Here is a 19,760-nt window from a genome sequence, read left to right on the forward strand (position 1 = left end):
CTTTAAAAAAGCAGAATTTTAAATAAAAAAATGTGCCCAGGCAGGGAGCACCAGGACACATTAAACGACTCAAAAGGTCTGTGGGCAAAATTAGAACTGATATGAGGTCGACACTAGTACCTTACGCGGCTCACCCGGCTGCACCCACATCTGAGAATATGAGTTGGTGAAGTGCTTGCGATCAAAGGCGTTATGTACCTGCGCCTTTACAGACCAGCGGTCGCTGATCGCATACTCTGCAAACAGGTTCACAGTAACGTAGGAAGGCAGGTAGAAGTCAGTACCACGCTGGCCCAGTCGCTCGTCCACATACTGAGCCCCTACACCCGCTGACAAGGCATTACCAAATACCGAATATTGCTGGCTCAGCTGAATGCTGGCTGCGTTCTCTGGGATATTTAGCAGGTCGTCGCCCTTTTTAATGGCGACACCCAGACCGGTATCAATGGAATCTTTATCAACCTGTGCATCCAGGTGAGTAAATGAGAACTGGATCTGCGCATCTGCCGGTAGCTGACCGACCACGTCCAGCTCAATGCCCTGGCTTGTCGCCTGACCAATGGCAGCACTAAAGCCGGGGTTATTGATATCAGCAACAATGATGTTGGTCTGCTCACTATCAAAATAGGCCAGCGTGATGTCCAGGTTATTGTCGAGCAGAGACCACTTACTGCCGAACTCAATTGACTCACTCTGGTTTGGATCAAAGCCATCCCCTTTGTAGTCGGTACCAAAGTTCAGACGGTAACCTTCGCCATAAGTTGAGTACAGTGACCAGTTATCACTGAACTGATATACCAGACCCAGCTGCGGGCTAAAATGTTGCTCAGACTGATCTGCGCTCTGCATTCTGATCTTGTCATCTGTGGTTTGTTTCAGCCAGTCAAAACGACCGCCAATACGCACCTGAAACGCATCCGTCAACGCTATTTGATCCTGGATATAAAAACCGGTTGCCCATTGATTTTGCTGGCGCACAATCACCGGGGTTGGCGTTGGTGGTGTATGCTGACCATACACTGGCTGATGAATATTGATAGCATAAAGCTGTGCATCGGTTGGGTTGGTGCTTAGTGCCGGTGCGCGGGCAACCCGATAATCTCTGTCAAACTCAAAACGGTCATAGTCAACACCTACGATGATATGGTGTTTGATTGAGCCTGTCGTGACATCTCCTGCTAATTCAAACCGTGCCACATACTGATCGGTATCATAAGCGCGCTGTCTGTGTTGACGCGTCAGGGTCTGAAAATCTAAGTAAAGCTTCTGTCTGGAAGGCGCAATATCTGCGTCGCTTGACAGGCTGTCCAGTTCAGTTTGCCTGTATGCCAGCGCAGAGCTAAGCTGCCAGTCACTGTTCAGGTCGTACAGCCAGTTAAGCTGATGGCCATGTACCATAGTCGTTGTAGGGCCATCACCCGGCTCGCCCAGGAAACGCTCGATCGGCATAAAGTCAAAGTTGCCGTTTGGCGCGATAATACCACGGTCAAACGGGATTTCCTGCTCGGCATACTCAAAGTCATAATGCCAGGTTGAGTCAGCACTTTGGTCGAACACGAATGATGCCATCACGCCATGTTTTTGCGTTTCTATGGTGTCGCGAAAGCTGTCTTCTTCCTGATAGAAACCAATAAAGCGACCAGCGACTGACTCAGACAACACCGCATTCACGTCACCTTCCAGGCGACGGTGGGCACGGCTGCCCGCAGTCAGTTCAAATTCGCTCGAAGACTGGAAAGTCGGCTTTTTGGTTACCAGGTTAATTGAGCCACCCGGTTCACCGCGGCCAAACAAGGCCGCTTTTGGACCCTTAAGTACTTCAACCCGCTCAATACCCGAAATATCACGAGGGCCGGAGAATCCACGCCCCGCATTAAATCCATTAACCAGATAACCACTGGGCACATTCTCATCACCGAAGAAACCGCGGATCGCAAAGCTATCCCACAGGCCACCCAGGCTATTTTGGCGACTCACCGACGCCGACATATCCAATACCTGAGTTAATCCTGTCACACCAGTTTGTTCAATTAATTCAGAGTCAAATTCGAACAGAGATTCCGGTGATTGCAAATGCGTAAAATCACCACGGTAAGCCTGGCGCTCGCCGGTTACTTCAATTTTTTCAATAGTACTGTCAGCAGACACAGAAAACGCCGCAGCGAGAGACAAAGAGAGTACACTTAAACGACACGCAGAGTGTAAGGGTTTCATTATCAATCCTTCATTATGATATATTATAACAACTATGCGCGGGGACTGTACCACGAATGCAGCCAGGTGTTAAGGAGTAATCAATGAAGTTTTTATACTGATTATTACTTTTATTTTTATTAATTAAATCGCAATAAATTGAGTGGGTTCAGGTACATCCTTGCACCCAATGCCTCTTCCCTGTTAATCGGTTTTAACCAGCCTTTTGCTCCGCCTCTTCAAAGCGCTCAACACTAAACGGCGTCAGATCCAATGACGGTGTTTTACCCATAATCAGTTCAGTCATCAGCTGACCCGTGATAGCCGATGTCAAAATGCCGGTACGGAAATGACCACAAGCATTAAGGTAACCTTCTACCCCTTCGACCGGTCCAAGGATTGGCAACTCATCGGGTGTGCCCGGACGTAACCCAGCCCAGCAACGCTTGATGCTCGACTCTTTTAATATCGGTAAACACTTCATTGCCCCCTGTGACAGCTCCTGGATTTTGTCCAGACTATTGGTGGTATCAAAGCCCTTTTCTTCTGTCGATGAGCCAATCAGGATTTCACCGTTGTCCTTTTGTGCAATGTAACAGTCACTGGTACTGATACAGCCGTTCATGATCTTTGGCATGCGCTCCGACAGCACGATTTGTCCTTTCACCGGATACACCGGCATAGTACGCCCGGTGGCTTGCTGATATAACTCGTTGGCCCAGGCACCGGAGGCATTGATCAGGGTATCGCAGAAAAAGACTTCATCGCTCGTTTTCACCCCTTCCACAACATTGCCGTTGCGGATCACCGAGGTGACTTCAGTATTCAGATACAAAGACACCCCATTTTGACGTGCGCCTTCCACATACGCGTCGACCAGTCGATACGGATTTACCTGGTGATCACAAATAAAATCAATGGCACCAATGGCATCGTCGGTCACATAAGGCTCTTCTTTTTTGAGTTGCTCAGCGTCCAGCCAACGTACCTGATCGGCCAGGTGAGGGATCCCCTGAGTGATCTGTTCGGCGTACAACCTGTCTTCTTCGTTATACATGATAAATTTCAGCCCAGTGCGCTCAAATTTAAAGTCAACACCGTGCTTCTCCAGCATCTCCTGGTGCAATGCCGGATACATGTTGTTAGACGTTAATGCAAACTCAAAAAAGCAATCCGGCAACTGGTGCGGACGCATTACCGGCACTTCCTTACCTTGTGCCTCACTGTGCAATTTAGACAGAGTTTTAAAGAAAATAACCCCGCATCCAAGACCAACCGACTCACCAATGGCCCACAATCCCCCGGCAGACGCGCGCGACGCATTGCCTGGCTTCTTTAAATCAATTAATGCGATTTTTAAATCTGTATCGCGACTCAAAAAGTATGCGCACGCCGCACCCACAGCACCGCCACCAGCGATGACAACATCATATTTTTTCATTGTGTTCATTCCATTAAGGTAAAGGGGATAGGATCAAGAGGAAAACGTGGCTTAATCACGCCAATGTTCTCTGTCAGACCTGCCTGATGCAGGTAGTCCAGCGCGTAGGAACTACAGGTTTTCCCCTGGCAGTCTCCCATACCAATGCGGGTTCGCATTTTCAGGCTGGTGATGTCTTTAACGCCTTGCGCAATGGCCTCATCCAGCTGCTCTTTGCGCACTTGCTCACACCGACAAACCACGGTCTGTGGCTGCGCCAGAGACAATAAACCGGGTTGACGATCCGAGAACCGGTCAAAGCCAAAACGGAATTTTTTAATCCGTGCCAGCTTGTTGTTAACCTTCGAGGCCCGCGACAACAACTCAGACTCTGTGATTTTTCCGCACTGCCAGGCCAGACGTAATGCCGCCAGCTGACCTTCGCAAATGGCCGCATCAGCCCCCAGCAAGCCGTTACTGTCGCCCACTACAAAGGCGCTGTGATTCTGGCTCTGATGCCATTCATCCAGTGCAGGCACATAACCACTGACTTTACTGTAGGTGTGTTCCAGGCCCAACAACATAGCAAGCTGAGTTCGTGCCACAAATCCGTACCCCACCCCAATGGCATCGACTGCCACCTGTTCAGCCAGGTCACGTTGAGGTCGCCACTGGCTATCGTATGGCGCAACATGAATACTGCTGAGCTGATCCTCGCCCTGCGCACTGACAATCCCCCAGCCATATTTGAATGGAATTTTGTGTTTTTTGAGGTAACTCATCATGCTCATGCCCGACAGCGTTAACTTGGGCTTATTCAGCAAAGCAACGGCCTCTTTCGCCAGCTTGGCAAATGGGCTGGCTTCATACACACCGACGACATCGACACCCGCTTTATGCAACTGACAGGCAACCAGAGGCAATAAAGGCCCGGTGCCCACTAGCGCCATACGCTGTCCCGGCCTGACCAGAGAGCTTTTCAGCTGTAATTGCACACCACCCAGTAACATAACGCCGGGTAACTGCCAGCCAGGAAAAGGGATGCTGCGCTCGTGACAACCGGTTGCCAGGATCAGATGAGCATATGGCTGACGACTCAATCCCGAGTCATCACTGAGTAAAAGTTGATTACTGCCTTCCGGACCAAGCACCCGGGTCTGCGTTTTGACTTCAATGGATTCACGGTGCGCCTGATAGCGGGTTTGCAATGCCGTCATGGCGCGCTTCAGGTTGTCATCCAGGTGTGGCAAGGAGTCAGTCTTGCGCAGCGGACCGCGATATATCACCCCACCCAGCTTAGGTGCTTCGTCAATGATCACTGACTTTAATCCATGACGTGCTAATTCAGCTGCCGCAGCAGTCCCCGCAGGACCACCGCCGACGATCACCACTTTGTCGTGCGTCTGGCTAGTCATGCTTGATCCCCTCTTCTTTGAAACGATTGGTCAGGGTTTCAACCGACATGTGTGGCTTAACTAAGGTCTGGCAGGCACGTTGCTTGTGTTTGGCATTGATCTTAACCTGGCAACAATGGCATACCCCCATGCCACAGTAGGCACCTGATGCTACATTGCGGTCGTTTTCCATCACTTTGGCATAGTTGGCGGCAAGTAAAACCGACAACACGGTTTCCCCTTCACAGGCCTCAACAGATTGATCATCGACGGTAATTTTAAAATTGCGCGAAGGCAGAGGCGTAATGTCTCGGGTGCGCTTAAGTGGTTTCATAACTTGTCTCTCTCATGTAGTGATACATCATCGAGCGCAGCATGTACGCTTGATATACAGGACAGGTAAGAGCCAGTGACGTTGAGGGTAACTTGAAATGATAATTAAAAGTTAACTACTAAAAAGTGTACAACCGTTTTCCCGGTTCCTTTCGCTCGTCTATGCCCTATTTCAGGCACATTCAGCTCATTTCCTGTGAACGAGAGAAGATTAACCCGGAATAAACAATTAAGCTATATTTATTTACATTGAATAAACAAAATTTGATCTGGATCCGGGCATGTCGCTTTTTTATGCACTCCCTGATGACTTACTCATCGCCAGTTCATGCTTTTCTCTTAGTCGAGATGATGAGATTCGGACCAGACTCGCAGCTGCTCCAGAATATGCAGTGCTGAGCGACCAAACTCAGTCAACTCATACGTGACAGCCACTGGCCGCTCATTAACGACTGTACGCAATACCATGCCCTGGGATTCCAGCTCTTTGAGGCGCTGATCGATCATCTTTTTGCTGGCGCCGCCGAGCATTCTGGCCAGATCGTTAAACCTCACCGGTTCATCTTTAAGATGATAAATGATAGATCCCGTCCATTTACCGCCAATGAGGCGCATGCCCTTTTCGATGGCACAGGGTTCGAGACACGCATTTAAAACTTTTTTTCTTCCCTTACTATCTGTTTTAACAACACTTTCCACAGTCAGCACTCCAAAATTAGGGTGGTTACCAAAAGTAAACTAATTGAATAAAGGTTACAGGTTACTATTATAAACCACGAAAGCAATTAAGCCTACCGGAGAATCAACATGAACAAAGCCCTGATCATTAACGCACATCAGTATTACCCCTTTTCTGAAGGGAAACTCAATGCCACGCTGGTTAACAGTATGGTCTCTCACCTGACTACCAGGGGGTTCGAGACCCGGGTGGTAACAATGGCTGAACCACTCGACATTGAGCACCAACTGGATCTGCACCGCTGGGCTGATGTCGTGATCCTGCAATCCCCAATTAACTGGATGGGTCTGCCCTGGTCATTTAAAAAGTATATGGACGAAGTGTATACCGCAGGTATGGGGGGTGCCCTGTGCAATGGCGACGGACGCTCAGCCGACCAGCCTAAAGCCAATTATGGGCGAGGTGGCACGCTTGGTGATACGCGTTACATGCTCTCCGTCACCTTTAATGCCCCGGCGGAATCGTTTAATGACGTGAATGAGTTTTTTGAGGGTAAAAGCGTAGACGACTTGCTGCTCCCGACACATATGAACTTTAAGTTCTTTGGTATGCAGTCTATACCTACGTTTAGCTGCTTCGATGTGATGAAAAATGCAGACATAGAAGGCGACCTGGCGCGCCTCGACACCCATTTAAACACCTACTTTTAAGGACGCACCATGAGCCACACTAACCAGTACACTCAAAAACTGCACCCCGGCAGCCCATTTCCGGACATCCAGGTCAATCTGGCCGATGGGAGTACGCGTCAACTGGCGCAGGTCAACAATTCTGGCAGGTGGCAGCTGGTGCTGATTTATCGGGGTCGCCACTGCCCGTTATGCACCCGTTACCTTAATAAACTAGAACAATTTAAGGATCAACTGGCTGACATCAAAGTCGACATAGTGGCGGTATCCGGAGACAGCCTGGCACAACTGCAAAGCCACAGCGAGCAGCTTAACGTATCGTTTGCGCTGGGATATGGTCTGAGCCTTGCGGACATGAAAACCCTGGGCTTGTTTATTTCTGATCCCCGCTCAGCACAGGAAACCGACCACCCCTTTGCCGAGCCCGGGCTCTTTGTCGTTAATGAAGCCGGAAACATTCAGGTGACGGATATTTCTAACAACCCCTTCGTTCGCCCGGATCTGACTTCTTTGGTAAATGGTCTTGGCTGGATCCGGGACCCGGACAACAACTACCCCATTCGCGGTATGCATAACTAACCACCTTTTAACAGGAGTACACACATGTTTACCTATTATGAGCCCGACACTGCACCACAAGACTCTAAACCGCTCATGGCGCAATCACTGGCCAGTTTTGGCATGCTGCCCAACCTGCATAAAGTGCTGGCAGAGTCGGCCGTGACCTACAAAGCCTATAACGATACCTTTAGCGCTTTTATGCAAGACACCAGTTTGTCGGCCGTTGAACAGCAGGTGGTGTTTATGACCGCCAACTACGAAAATAACTGTCACTATTGTGTTCCCGGTCATACCTGGATGATGAAATCTGCCGGCATGCCCGACGCTCTGATCAGCGCACTGCGCGAAGGAACCCCCTTGCCAGACAGTAAACTTCAGGCACTGCAGGACTTTGTAAAAGCACTGCTGGCAAAACAGGGGCATATTGGCGATGACGCGCTGGCAGCCTTTTTGAATGCAGGATACAGCAAACAGCAAGCACTGGAAGTACTAACCGGCCTGGCTGCTAAACTCATTTCCAACTTTACCAATGCACTGGCTAAAACCGAGCTGGACCCACCGATGCAAGACTATCAGTGGACCCATCCGGACTCGCGTTAATCGTCCGCGTCGATTATGCAATTGGACTCACCAGGCACATTAAAACAGTGCATCATAAGTCAAAGGCCACTTCAAGGTGGCCTGACCCACGACAATACCTTGCTGATCTGCGCCGACGGCAGCCAATGGGTATGTAAACGATCCCTTGGCCGACATCAAAGTGGACTTGCCACCGAAGCAAACACCTATTCGCTGCTCGCTAACACACACTTCGCGCTGCCAACCAAGCTAATACGCTCAGATAACGCCAGCCAGATGCTGCTTCGCCCTTATATCGAAGGGACAACCACAACGAGCTGGGCACAACTCAATGTTGAGCAAGCAATCCACTTGCTCAAAGCTATCCATCAGATCACAGCAACACACCATGGTAAGGTAAGCTCCCCCTCCAGCCTCATTCTGAACCCGGCCAACCAGCTAAAGGTTTCGTGGCGATATTTCCGCAGCCGCACCTCTCAACGCGCCAAAATGAAGGATATCTTTGGCAAGCTGAGCACGATTTTGCAAAATTGCCAGAGCCTCTTTAATACCCTTAGCACTTTTACGCTCAACCATGGCGACTTCCACCCGGGGAACCTGATTGCGACACCCAGGCAACAGCTTGTTCCGATTGACTGGGAGCGTGCACATTTCGGCGACCCGGCTTTTGACTTAGCTCTGATCAACTGGCATGGCCAAGATCCCATCGTTAATCCTGCCCTGCAAGCCCGTGCAATTGCGCTCTACACTCAGTGTCCGGCGGAACAAGTAGCGTTGCAAAAACGCGTGATATGCTGGAGTTTAGTGCGCCTGTTCAACGATTACTTATATCTCACCAGCAACGGGCTGAAGGTCGATAAACTGGCGCACTTTGAAGAGACCACAGCAATGCTTCTGAATGCGGCCGGCTGAAATCACATGGCCGGTTTTACATACGGGATCACGTTCGGGCGTTTTTAAAGATTGGAATATCTGCCTGTAGCGAACACCAGTTCGCTTTGCTGCTGGTAAAAATCTGTGCATCCACTTTCACTGGAATATCTGTGTCGAATGTAGATATGGCGATTTCTATGTCTTCTGGTGGCACGCCTTTACTTCGAAAACCAAGACTGGCGCCACAGGTATGACAAAAAGTGCGTGTGGTGCCATTGGGCGCTGTGAACTCTTTTAAACATGCTTTGCCCGATAACCAGTTTAAATCAGTCACAGACACTAAAGTACCAAAAGCAGCGCCGTGAAATTTACGGCACATAGTACAGTGGCAATTGGCCACTCTGGTGCTGAAACCGGAGACAGAGAAGGTGACTTGTCCGCACAAGCACGAGCCATGATATTGATTTTTCATACGTTTATGTTTCCCTGCAACCAATCACAAAATTAAGCTCAGACAATACCACAAAACTCAAAGTTACACTGCGAATCATCCTGTTAGCTTAGTTAGTGCAGGGGTTTCACAGTGTAAGTGCTTTGCATGCTCTGTTTGCCTGACAACTAGGCGGTAAGTATCGTATTAAACCCACCGTAGATTAGGCGCTTGCCATCAAATGGCATAGGGTTATTTTCCGCAGACATTCTAGGGTCTTCCATAATCGCACTCCAACCTGCGTCACGTGCCTCTTTAGATGGCCAAACTACCCACGAAAAGATCACTGTCTCGTTGTCCTGAGCTTTAACCGCCAGAGGCAGAGAAGTCACTTCCCCTTGCGGTACATCATCACCCCAATTTTCTACAATTTCCAGCGCACCGTGCTCTTTAAACACCAATGCGGATACCTCTGCGTGCTCAATGTATTTTTCTTTATTGTCATTCGGTACTGCTGCGACAAAACAATCTACATATGACATCTTCCTCTCCTTACCTTGGTCTTTCATATACCGTGAGCCTAATCCAGATCTGACGCCGAGTTAAAGCTCGCACAACGCGACTGCACAGCCACACCTGGCCTATCAAGCATAGCAGGCCAGATTGAATGGCAGAGGAAAATAATACGCTTAAGGTACATTTAGCAGAAGGCCAGAAACACCAGCAGATTGCGGCGCTCAGCATAACCACATCAGGTCGCACACGTTTCACACAAAGAAAAAAGCATACCTCACTGCTGAGATATGCTTTACGTTGGACTATCGTGAGTCACCACGAATCTTGCTCATGCATACTGATTAGTTGATTGTCCACGCTTGTTGCTGCTGAGTACCATCAAATTCCCAGCTGTACACAAGCGGCTCGACGTCAGTACTGTAATACCAAATTTCGGCTTTTAACTTTTGCTCCGAGTGCGGCAGCTCAATCTGAACCGTTAATCCGGTGCTATCAACTGGCGCTCTCAAAAAGCAGCTATCTTCGTTGGTGAGTGCGGCATCTTGCTGACACACATTGATAAAGGCGCGACCATTGACCACATCGGGTGCAACTGAAACCGTGACCGGCACATCGGTCTGGAAATCAAACCCGCCATCTACAACCACAGCCTCCATGCCTTCTCCAACCGGGGCCTCTTCCGCGGGTTGCTCCTCAGCTACCTGCTCTTCGGTGCTACTCGCTTGCTGTTCGGTTGCGTTATCTTGCTGAGCCGGGTTACTCGATTGCGGTTGCGTTGTATTCGTTACACTGGCCTGGGCCGTATTGCTGGTCGACTGGCTGTTGCTGCTGCCTTCAGAGCCACCACCACCACATGCTGTCAGTAAAAGTGTCATTAGCGTTACGATTAATTTGTTCATGATGCTCTCCTAGTTTTGCGCTGCGTTGCTGATGGTGTATTGATAGTCGGCTACTGGATTCTCAAACCAGGTTGCGTTCTGTGCGCCTGCTGACTGGGCGAATTCCACAAATTGAGGATACGCAAGTGACATATCAACGCGCTCCATTGGGTGGTCCCACTGAGAGTTAATGATAAGTGCCCAGGGCAAACCTGTTGACGTTTGGAAGTAACCATTGGTTGATGAAGTGTCATCGCCCTGGTCCAGGTAGCTGCTATCAAACGCTTCGGTTGGCGCATGATTTTTAAGGTGGACTTCCCAGCCACGACCGTTGTTCTGGTCTACGAATGGCCCATGATAATGGCCATCTACCGCGAAGATAAACGGGTCAACTTTGTTGTTTGTCGCCACGCTCGCGTTGTAACTGGTCGCCAGCGGAATGCTGATTTCAAACGAATAAGGCGCTCGTTGAATGTCACTACAGCCCGTTTCAGTTCTGAAGAACTTGCAGCCTGGCTGCACCGGCACCATCTCTCTGGTATCGGCAAAGATGACGACAATGGCTTCATTTCGGTTGGCTTCCAGGGGGCTGCCGTCCTGTAACGTGCCGTCAACAGTCAGTTCAACCTGGGCTTCATCCACATGCTTACGGGCAATGTCTTTTAAACGAATGGCAAAGGCATTGTGATAACCGGCCCCGACTGCGATTAGCGCGCCTTCAATGTTGTAACGCACAACCTGGTTACCAATCTGGCTGGTCGTCACACGATATCTCACTACCACGTCATTGAAGTCATAGTCACCTTTTTGCGGCCATAAATCTTCAAACGCAGCGGTTTTCCACGAGGTCGAGTTCTGGATCAAGCTGCTGGCAACAACAGAGACATTCAAATCTTCCACTTCACCGTTATCAATCCCGCCCTGTGGTGCAATATCACTGGTGTTCGAGACCCGGAATCTGGCCCAGGTGCTGCCTGCAACAGCATCAACAGGCACAGGAATGAGCACACGGTTTTCACCGGCAACCCCCTGATACTCGCTGATCACACGCTCTGACTCCTGGAACTGGCCATCACCGTTCCAGTCAATCCAGGCATTCACATATCCGGATTTCGATAGGGTGAACGAAACCAACGTTTCATAGCCTGTTTCCAGGTTTGTTAAAAAGCTAATGCCGTTGTCGTCGTCTGTGGCTTTGGGTACGTATTCTGCGCTGACACTCTGGCCAAAAAATAAGTCACCCACATTATGACGCGCGCCGTTGGCGTTGAGCGAGGTGCCATAGCTATCCGGTGCGTCGCCATAGTCTATGGTTGGGTCTTCTGTATCATCAATAATCGGGGCTGTTGCACAGCGTGCGCCGTCGTTAGTATTGGAAACCGGACCGTACGCGAAAAGCTGGGTATTATTTGTATCGTTTATATCAATTTTATAAACATGCCCGTCCTGATTTCTGCTGATGTAAAAATTGCTCTCCACATCGAAATAGACGGCACCGAAGGTCCCCGACTGGCCCACGTTGCCAAGGTTGGTGCTGGTGCCGTTTGAAACATCAATGCGATGCAGATTACCATTGCTGTCTACGCTATACGCCAGGCTGGCATTTTCATTAGGCGCAAACGCCATGTCAAAGATATTCAAGTTTAGCGCACTGCCATCAATGATGCGCTCTGCCTGCAAATAGTCATCGCTGTTTTCATCAAGCGATACACGATACAAACCTAAGCTGCCGCCCTTTTTATAAACGTAAAACGCATTCTCGTGAATGGCGACATCACCTACGTAAAAGTTGGTATCGGGGAATCCCGACGTCATGATGGGCTCGAGAACGTAATCTTTCCCCACCCGACCGATGTCTTTGTTGCTGTAATCCCAGCCGTAAATGTAACGGTCGTGAACACTAAACCCGATGCCATTCAGCTTGTTGTTAGTACCAACACTTTCAGCGAACGTGGTGTACGAACCCGAGACCAGGTTAACCCCATACATAGTTGCTGTGTTGCCCTGCACCAAAAAGGCTTTTGACGGGCACGTGTCGAATGGGGCGGCTGATAGTCCTGCGGAAAACACGCAGGCTCCGAACAATATCTTTTTCATGTGACTCTCCAACGTTTTGATTTGCTGTTAGAGAGATTGCAAGCATGAGGCCAACTTTATAACACTGATTTTAAATAGTTTTTATTTTTAACAATTGCGTTATTGCAATACGCAATGCAGGATGAAAATCACAATAAGAAAAACGAAACTAAAAAGCACGCTCAGCGCGTGCTCAATCAACCGCTATGAATCACTGAGTGCATTGACCCTGTCGATCACAGTTCATGATTTATAGACATCTTTGGTCTTGAGCATGTCGTAAACTCTGTTTTCTCGTGTTTCATCAAAACCAACCTGCCGGACATACGCTTTTGGATTGGAAAAAGTGCCGAATAACAGATCCCAGATAGCTAACCCGTAATTTTGCTTATGATGCATATATTTATGATGAACTCTGTGCATTTCAGGGCGTTGCAACACAAAACCCAGCCAGTATGGCGTTTTCAGATCTGCGTGTATGTAAATGTTGTACAAAGCCGCAATGATCAGGCTTACAGCAGTCCCATAGGCATTCAGGCCCAGAATAAAATAACAACACAAGGCATTCAAAAACGTGGCAGCAACGCCATCAAAAGGATGCATATAAAAAGACGTGAGGGCTTCGATACGCCTGGGGCTGTGATGCAGCTGATGAAAGACACGCCACAACAAGTCAAACTTGTGCATAGCTCTGTGCCACCAATAGGCAACAAAACTGGTGAGCAAGAAACCAAGCAAACCCTGCAGGAACATGTTTTCGCTGCTAAAACTCAATAAAGACACAGTGCTGAATACATCAACAAAAATCAGGCCTGCACCGACCGTACTAATCGATTGAAATAAACTGATACCCGAGGCGAGGATCATCCAGCGCCGGTCACAGCTGTTTTTAGACGCCGGAGCAATGACCTCCAGAGTAAAAACACAGATAAATACGGTAATAACTATGGCTAAAGTAAGTAGCTCCATCCTGACCTGACTCTTTAATTTTTACCTGAACAACGAAAAAACGATGACTGATCCACACCCCTGTCTGAAAAGAATAACCGACTGGTATTGCTTAAGTACTGAGTATTGGTCCAGACTAGCCAATCTCAATTAAAACAATACCAGTAATCAGCCACGCCACAGACTTTGCGTCATCTCAACTCAGTTTGGCTTGTCGATCGCGCTTATAGCACGCTGCCCATGCACCAAGTACAATCGCTCCCCAGCCAACCGCGAAAAAGACCAACTCTTGCCAGAGGGGATAGACGATATCGTCTGCTGGTAAAACATACATGACAAGTACATCAATCACTTCGACCACAATAATTGTTGACACTGCAGACTTTACGAAATTGCCCTTCAAATAACCTGCCACAAGATAAGCGGTGAGCATATTGAAAAATCCATGAATGAACAAAAGGACACCAATGATCAAAGGAGAGCTAATGATTGCCTCGTCCATTTCAGCGTCTGTAAAGTTATTGGTGTACATAAAGTCATATGCCGCTATCCAGAAGAATACTCCAGCAATGGCATAAAAAAAGTAAACAAGAAGCGGTATAAAAATGAGGACTTTAAGCTCTGTGGAATCAATAAAACGGTTCATATGGCCCTTATAAACATCAGTACTCAGCTGGCTGTTTTATATCTGTGCGTTTGGCAAACATGCGCAGCATAATCGTTCCAAAATTAGCCACATCATTATGTGGAACTTTACCCTGAACTACAACCGCGCTAATGCGCGAGAAGCAATTCAGACACCTTAGGAGAGCAGTCACCTCCGCGTGCGAAGAGGTGACCGTAATAACTATTGAACCAGCTGATAACTATTGCCTAATTCATCCTGCAATACATAAGCAATGCCCTCTGCGGGCGTCATATCCAGCGGTTCCGTCAGGATACGACTGGAAAACGTCCAGCCTTCAGGCAGCGTGAGCCGATCTCCCAAGTTTGCCAAGTCATCCATTTGCAATGAAGCGTCCGAAATACGGCTGAACGACTGCATCACAAAAACCTGACCTGTGTTATCAGTCAGCTCATAAATGCGCCTGCCTTTATAGAAGTGCCAGGTATTGCTTCTCGACACCTCACCGGCAACGTAAGGAAGTTGCTCGCCTTGCGCAGCGCTCAGATCAGCGGTGGTTAATAAACGCATGTTTATCTCTCCGAACTGGCGAATTTGCGTTTCTGCCTCTTGCGCTATCACCTCCGCGCCGCGACTTTCATCCACCACAAAAAAGCGTGGACCGTTCGGGATCGCAGTCAGTGCGCCGTATTCTGCGACAACATCTTCAAAGTCAATGGCATCCCATTGAGCCTGGCGACACATATCGACGCCCGGCGTACCCCACACCTGAGCAACTATTTTGTCATCTTGCAGATAAGGCAATAAGATCTCACAATACCGCATGTTGTAGCTTGGCCCACCCGTGACCAGCGGTGCCTGTGGCGCGGTCGTTTGCAAAAAATCTAACACATGCAGCGCCAGGTCCTCTCCTACATCATCCTGAATAAAGTGCCCGGCCTGAAAGCGTCTGTGATCTACCCCATCAGAGCCTGGTACATGGTCTACCCACTTGCGCTGATTGGCTTCGCTGCCGAGTCCTGTATCATATTCGCCTGCGTTGAACATGAACGGGTTATGATAAGCGCCCAGCGTTTGCCATGCCGGTAAAGTTTGCATTTCTATGCCGGAGAGCATGGAAGGAAACGCCCGGATAGCCGCTTTGTACTGCACATTGGGATAAGGCGCATTGTATGCGGTGACTTCGGCCTCAGTCAGTTCAATTGCAGAGAGCTTTTGCACCACATCCCCCGCCATCAGCTCCGGTACACTGGCGGCATAATCGATCCACTGCTGAAACCCTTCGACGCGATCGCTTGAACGGTTATCAAAAAAGGTGCTGGCATCTGCTGGTTGCGACTCATCTATCTCAAAGCTGGGCACGTGATAAGGGTTAGTACCAGTCGGAATTATGGGCATATCCCCATTTGCCACGACGATTCTGGCAAAGCGCTCAGACATATTCCCTGCCACTCTCAACCCGATCAGACTGCCCCAGTCTTGCACAAACAAATTGATATCGGTGAGTTGTAGCTGATTAATAAACGCCTTGGTCCAGGCGACATGATGTTCGTATTGATGCACTGCCACATTAAGGGGTTTATCTGACTTACCCATGCCCATATTATCAAGGGCAATCACACGATAACCGGCCTCAGCCAGAATCGGGATCATTTTTCGATATAGGTACGACCAGCTCGGCTGGCCGTGCAGCATGAGTACCACTTCACCGTCTTTTGGTCCCTCGTCAACGTAATGCAGCCTCAGCCCTTCAATATCCAGATAATTCGCCGCAAAGTCATAACCAGGTAACGCATCAAAACACGCATCCGGAGTGCGGATAAACTCCACGCCTTTGCTGGTGGTTGAAGGCACCATTTCTGCCTCCAGACAGGCCTCGCTGAGCGGTCCGCTTGCCGGCCGCGTTTCTACTGGGGTGTCTGCGCTGACCGTTTCTTCGACACTGGCCGTGTCATCATCGTTGTCACTACAGGCCACCAGTATGCTACTGAACAGGCATACGCCAATGACCTTACGCAAAGTCATAACTGACTGCTTTAATTTGAATTGTGATGATCGGATGTTGTAAACCATGGTTGTTTTCCTTATGTATCAGATGACAATGACTTGTCTTACCGGGATACAGGAATAACACCGCGCAATTGACCGCCCCAGCCTGTTGCGTGCAGATGGTGTAAAAGTCTGCACCAATGGTGTCGAGGCAACGTTTCATCCAGGCAAATTTGCTTGTACCATTTACTCAATCAACAACGAGTGGATCACCGAGTGAATACAGCACCTACCACAGCGAGCCAGACCGGGCTTTATAACAAAAGCACCACCCAGGCCTGGATATTTTTACTGATCTGGCCCTGGTTCAATATCTTGCTGCTGTCCTGTGTGTTGCTGCTGCTCGATATATTTACACTGACCCTGTTAGCTCAGGTGATAGTGAAAATATGGAGCGGGTTTTGTGCAGGCTACCTGCTGTTTAACCTGTGTGAGTCAATCTGTGCGCGGTTTTTGCCGTCCCAGTTTTTGCCTGCGTGGTGTCGTCATAACATCTGGCTACTCAGGCCGTTTTCCATCATTCTGCTGTACGTACTGATTGGCCCTATCGTCAGCTTGCCCACCAGCAATGCAGTGACCCAGGTGACCTTTTTGCCCATAGTGATTATGTTACTTGAGACCCTGGTCTACATTGCGGTCATGCTGATGCTCAAGCAGCAAACCTATCACTTTCAGTCGCAACTACAGGCACAACAAGCTGAACTACAAATGCTGAAAATGCAGTCGAATCCGCACTTTTTGTTCAACACGCTTAACCTGATCGCCAGTGAAGTTACTCAAGACCCGCACAAAGCAAAAGCGCTGATTTACGATCTGAGTGATCTGCTGCGCCACACCATTGAACTGGCCAAGCAGCAATTCGTTACGCTTGAGCAGGAACTCAAACTGGTGGAGCTTTACCTTGTGCTGCAACAAAAACGGTTCGCCGATCGACTAACATTTGATCTGGACTGCCCGGGTGAACTCGACCCGCTGCCGGTCCCCTCTTTGCTGTTGCTGCCGATTGTTGAAAACGCGGTGAAATATGGCATTGCCCCCTACGCACGCGCTGGCCATATCAGTGTCATTATTGAAGCGACGGAGCATAGCCTACTGATTGAAGTGCAGGATACGGGCGCGCCTTTTGATGACATCCAGCTCATTCAGGGCGAGGGACTGCGCATTATTCGTGAAACCCTGAATCTGCATTATCGGGGCGCCGCGAGTTTCAGACTGGTTTCCTGCGATGAAGGCACCAGTGCATTTATCCAGCTACCCCGATAACCAAACCGAGCCGTGTATGACTAAGAAAACCGTGATCATCGTCGACGACGAACAGGCAGCCAGACAACAGTTGAAAGAAGTGATCAGTGGCTTTGATGAGCTCACCCTTGTTGCCGAGGCAGCCAATGGCAAATCCGCCATTGAACAGATCATGCTTAAGCGCCCGGATATTGTGTTTCTGGATATTGAAATGCCTGAGCTCAATGGCTTTGATGTCGCCAAGGCGACGCAGGATTTAAAATATCAGCTGGTTTTTATGACCGCGTACGAACAATACGCACTGAAAGCCTTTGACACCAATGCTATCGACTACTTAGTCAAACCCGCCAGGCCAGAGCTGATTGCCAAAAGCATAGGCAAAATCATTCGTCAGCAGACCCAGATTAAGCCATCAGGTTCCGCAGCGTGCCTGACGCTCAGTGATCATGCACAGCAAAAGATCATTGAATTTGAGCACATCAATTACATTGAAAGTATTGGCCGCTATCGGCGGGTGCACCTGACCCAACCCGGGGCAGAGATACACAACACAGAGACCATTATTTCTGAGCAAACGCTTGATGGTTTTTGCAATCAATTGCCCGAGTCACTATTTTACCGGCTGCACCGCAGCTACATTATTAATGCCGCGCAGCTGCTCGCGCTTAAATACCAGGCCCGCAAACACTTTGTGCTGCTGGCAGGCGCAGATAGCCCAATCCCGGTATCACGTAGTTTTGTGCAAACATTGAAGGCGCGGATCGCTGAACGGGCGCACACTGAGGGCTGAATCACACAGATTTAAAGGAAAAATAGCCATCCCGGATGACGCCTCGGGATGGCTGATATGGTTTAAGTTAGCTACTAACGCCTTTGTCTCTTGTTATGTTTCAGATACTTGATGAAACCGCCATATTGTTTTGAAGATACGGTTTCTTAACAGAGCATTCTGGCAATCTTTATTGGTTATAGGGATTATTGACGAACTAATTGGATGGTTCGAAGACGGTGATTTTGACCCAGTTACCGTCGTCGTAATTTTTTCATTTTATTTTGTTTTAGCGCTATACGCTCTTCAAAACAAAAAACGCCGCTATAAAGAGCGACGTTGTAGAATTAATTTTTGAGAACAACCTCGCCAGGCGAAGATGAGTCTAATGTACCGATTGTTTTTGTTGAAAGCCAACCAACAGTAGTACATTTTCTTATTTCAAATTTCATTTCGCTTCTTGATGCCAATGCAGCCAAAGACATCGAGTAGATCTGATCATACTGAGGATGATCCATCGCAATAAATATTTGATTTTCTAATTCACAGGTGAAAGGCGAAGCAAAAGTTCCTGTAACGCGAAATCCTTTATCCAAAACCAAGCTTACAGTCAATGGTTCTATCCATGGTGTATATTTTGCTTTAGCTTGCAGCGAGATAAATATTAATAGTATTGAAAAGTACTTCATTAAAGCTCCTAAATTAGTTTACGATAATGACAATTAATTTCTAACGCCCTATTAAAGGCAAAATTTTGTTAGCTATAATGTGAAGCGGAGCGAAACCGGCCAACTGAATTTTGTCCTATTTTAAACAGTTTTTTATGTTTCACACTCTATTATCCCAGCTTCTTTTTTCCTTGATCTTAGTAATGCCTCGAACTCTTCAAAAGTTGCCTCTAGTGATTTGCAATAGCTTATATCAACACTCTCTTTCGGGTAATGACCATCCTCAACAAGTTTTTCACACTCAGTTCGCGAGTTGGCTGTAGCATCAGATACACAATAAGCGACTGCCTTCCAGTATATTGCCTCCTTAATAGAGCTTACGCATTTTTTATATGGCAGCTTCACATCATCATAAGCCTTTGTCCTCAATTCAATATACTCTGTTGTTCTTTTATCACAATCCATTGCCGATATATTTAACGGAAAAATAAACAGCAGGATAAGTTGAAGCTTTCTCAATGAGGCCCCCTGAAACATAACGCCCACCTCTGAGGTGGAAAATGCTTGGCTAAAATTAACGAAGAATGAGCACAAGCCAAGCGTTTTGCGTCCATTTTTGAGGCGCTTGTTATATACAATTACCAAACCTGTTCTTTCCAAGATTTTTTCTTTAGGGACTTATACTTACCTGTTAGGGACCCATACAAGTTTATAAAGAAACATACAAAACTAGTTAAGATTAAGCCCCATAGTACAAGCACAAGTAAAAAATAGAGATAGTTTGGCAGGATTTGCTTTAAAAAAAAACCTAGTAACCCAATAGCAATACCAGATAAAA

The 19,760-nt window shown here is 48.2% G+C and carries 20 protein-coding genes; 6 read left to right on the top strand and 14 right to left on the bottom strand.

Features of this window, described 5'->3' with window-relative positions:
- Positions 1-90 precede the first annotated feature (90 nt).
- The 5 genes from QNM19_RS17820 to QNM19_RS17840 form a co-directional block, all read right to left on the bottom strand.
- A complete protein-coding gene (locus tag QNM19_RS17820) occupies positions 91-2,214 on the bottom strand; it encodes a TonB-dependent siderophore receptor (protein ID WP_049865484.1) in 2,124 nt (707 codons plus the stop codon).
- A gap of 193 nt (positions 2,215-2,407) precedes the next feature.
- A complete protein-coding gene (locus QNM19_RS17825) occupies positions 2,408-3,634 on the bottom strand; it encodes an NAD(P)/FAD-dependent oxidoreductase (RefSeq protein WP_049865485.1) in 1,227 nt (408 codons plus the stop codon).
- 5 nt (positions 3,635-3,639) lie between these two features.
- Positions 3,640-5,028 carry an FAD/NAD(P)-dependent oxidoreductase gene (locus QNM19_RS17830; RefSeq protein WP_284027030.1) on the bottom strand — a complete coding sequence of 463 codons (1,389 nt, stop codon included), beginning with the start codon at positions 5,026-5,028 and terminating at the stop codon, positions 3,640-3,642.
- Positions 5,021-5,341: a 2Fe-2S iron-sulfur cluster-binding protein gene (locus QNM19_RS17835; protein WP_010385820.1), complete on the bottom strand. Its 321-nt coding sequence runs from the start codon at positions 5,339-5,341 to the stop codon at positions 5,021-5,023. The genes QNM19_RS17830 and QNM19_RS17835 overlap by 8 nt, the downstream gene beginning before the upstream one ends.
- A 338-nt stretch (positions 5,342-5,679) precedes the next feature.
- Entirely contained in the window at positions 5,680-6,039 is a 360-nt protein-coding gene (locus tag QNM19_RS17840) for a winged helix-turn-helix transcriptional regulator (protein ID WP_049866431.1), read from the bottom strand.
- A 108-nt stretch (positions 6,040-6,147) separates the two neighbouring features.
- On the opposite strand from QNM19_RS17840, the gene QNM19_RS17845 reads away from it, so the two are divergent.
- From QNM19_RS17845 to QNM19_RS17860, 4 genes are read left to right on the top strand one after another with little or no spacing between them, the layout of a single operon-like run.
- Complete coding sequence (locus QNM19_RS17845; RefSeq protein WP_049866430.1) at positions 6,148-6,729, top strand: NAD(P)H-dependent oxidoreductase; 582 nt, start codon at positions 6,148-6,150, stop codon at positions 6,727-6,729.
- Positions 6,730-6,738: 9 nt separating this feature from the next.
- Positions 6,739-7,287 (top strand): redoxin domain-containing protein, encoded by a 549-nt coding sequence (locus QNM19_RS17850; RefSeq protein WP_284027031.1) that lies wholly within the window; start codon positions 6,739-6,741, stop codon positions 7,285-7,287.
- 24 nt (positions 7,288-7,311) lie between these two features.
- Positions 7,312-7,869 (top strand): carboxymuconolactone decarboxylase family protein, encoded by a 558-nt coding sequence (locus QNM19_RS17855; RefSeq protein ID WP_284027032.1) that lies wholly within the window; start codon positions 7,312-7,314, stop codon positions 7,867-7,869.
- Positions 7,870-7,884: 15 nt separating this feature from the next.
- On the top strand, positions 7,885-8,760 hold the full coding sequence (locus tag QNM19_RS17860) for a phosphotransferase family protein (RefSeq protein WP_284027033.1): 876 nt from the start codon (positions 7,885-7,887) through the stop codon (positions 8,758-8,760).
- 28 nt (positions 8,761-8,788) lie between these two features.
- Here the strand turns inward: QNM19_RS17860 and QNM19_RS17865 are convergent, their stop codons facing one another.
- From QNM19_RS17865 to QNM19_RS17895, 7 genes are all read right to left on the bottom strand, one after another.
- A complete protein-coding gene (locus tag QNM19_RS17865; RefSeq protein WP_049866427.1) occupies positions 8,789-9,193 on the bottom strand; it encodes a GFA family protein in 405 nt (134 codons plus the stop codon).
- A gap of 146 nt (positions 9,194-9,339) precedes the next feature.
- Complete coding sequence (locus QNM19_RS17870) at positions 9,340-9,693, bottom strand: DUF1428 domain-containing protein (protein WP_010385811.1); 354 nt, start codon at positions 9,691-9,693, stop codon at positions 9,340-9,342.
- 315 nt (positions 9,694-10,008) lie between these two features.
- Positions 10,009-10,566, bottom strand: a complete 558-nt coding sequence (locus QNM19_RS17875) for a hypothetical protein (protein ID WP_049866425.1) — start codon at positions 10,564-10,566, stop codon at positions 10,009-10,011.
- A gap of 9 nt (positions 10,567-10,575) precedes the next feature.
- A complete protein-coding gene (locus tag QNM19_RS17880; RefSeq protein WP_284027034.1) occupies positions 10,576-12,642 on the bottom strand; it encodes an LruC domain-containing protein in 2,067 nt (688 codons plus the stop codon).
- A gap of 222 nt (positions 12,643-12,864) precedes the next feature.
- Positions 12,865-13,590: a sterol desaturase family protein gene (locus tag QNM19_RS17885; RefSeq protein ID WP_049864165.1), complete on the bottom strand. Its 726-nt coding sequence runs from the start codon at positions 13,588-13,590 to the stop codon at positions 12,865-12,867.
- Between the two features lie 175 nt (positions 13,591-13,765).
- Positions 13,766-14,215 carry a hypothetical protein gene (locus QNM19_RS17890; protein ID WP_049864166.1) on the bottom strand — a complete coding sequence of 150 codons (450 nt, stop codon included), beginning with the start codon at positions 14,213-14,215 and terminating at the stop codon, positions 13,766-13,768.
- A 201-nt stretch (positions 14,216-14,416) separates the two neighbouring features.
- Positions 14,417-16,219: a haloalkane dehalogenase gene (locus tag QNM19_RS17895; RefSeq protein WP_049864167.1), complete on the bottom strand. Its 1,803-nt coding sequence runs from the start codon at positions 16,217-16,219 to the stop codon at positions 14,417-14,419.
- 240 nt (positions 16,220-16,459) lie between these two features.
- On the opposite strand from QNM19_RS17895, the gene QNM19_RS17900 reads away from it, so the two are divergent.
- Together QNM19_RS17900 and QNM19_RS17905 are read left to right on the top strand one after the other, a co-directional pair.
- Positions 16,460-17,506, top strand: coding sequence for a sensor histidine kinase (locus QNM19_RS17900; RefSeq protein ID WP_082225409.1), 1,047 nt, complete (start codon positions 16,460-16,462; stop codon positions 17,504-17,506).
- A gap of 16 nt (positions 17,507-17,522) precedes the next feature.
- On the top strand, positions 17,523-18,275 hold the full coding sequence (locus QNM19_RS17905; protein ID WP_197094270.1) for a LytR/AlgR family response regulator transcription factor: 753 nt from the start codon (positions 17,523-17,525) through the stop codon (positions 18,273-18,275).
- A gap of 326 nt (positions 18,276-18,601) precedes the next feature.
- On the opposite strand, the gene QNM19_RS17910 is transcribed toward QNM19_RS17905, so the two are convergent.
- Positions 18,602-18,943, bottom strand: coding sequence for a hypothetical protein (locus QNM19_RS17910; RefSeq protein WP_284027035.1), 342 nt, complete (start codon positions 18,941-18,943; stop codon positions 18,602-18,604).
- 132 nt (positions 18,944-19,075) lie between these two features.
- Entirely contained in the window at positions 19,076-19,582 is a 507-nt protein-coding gene (locus QNM19_RS17915; protein ID WP_284027036.1) for a hypothetical protein, read from the bottom strand.
- Between the last annotated feature and the right edge of the window lie 178 nt (positions 19,583-19,760).

It is taken from the genome of Pseudoalteromonas ardens (genome assembly GCF_030125445.1).
Taxonomy (GTDB): Bacteria; Pseudomonadota; Gammaproteobacteria; order Enterobacterales; family Alteromonadaceae; genus Pseudoalteromonas; species Pseudoalteromonas ardens.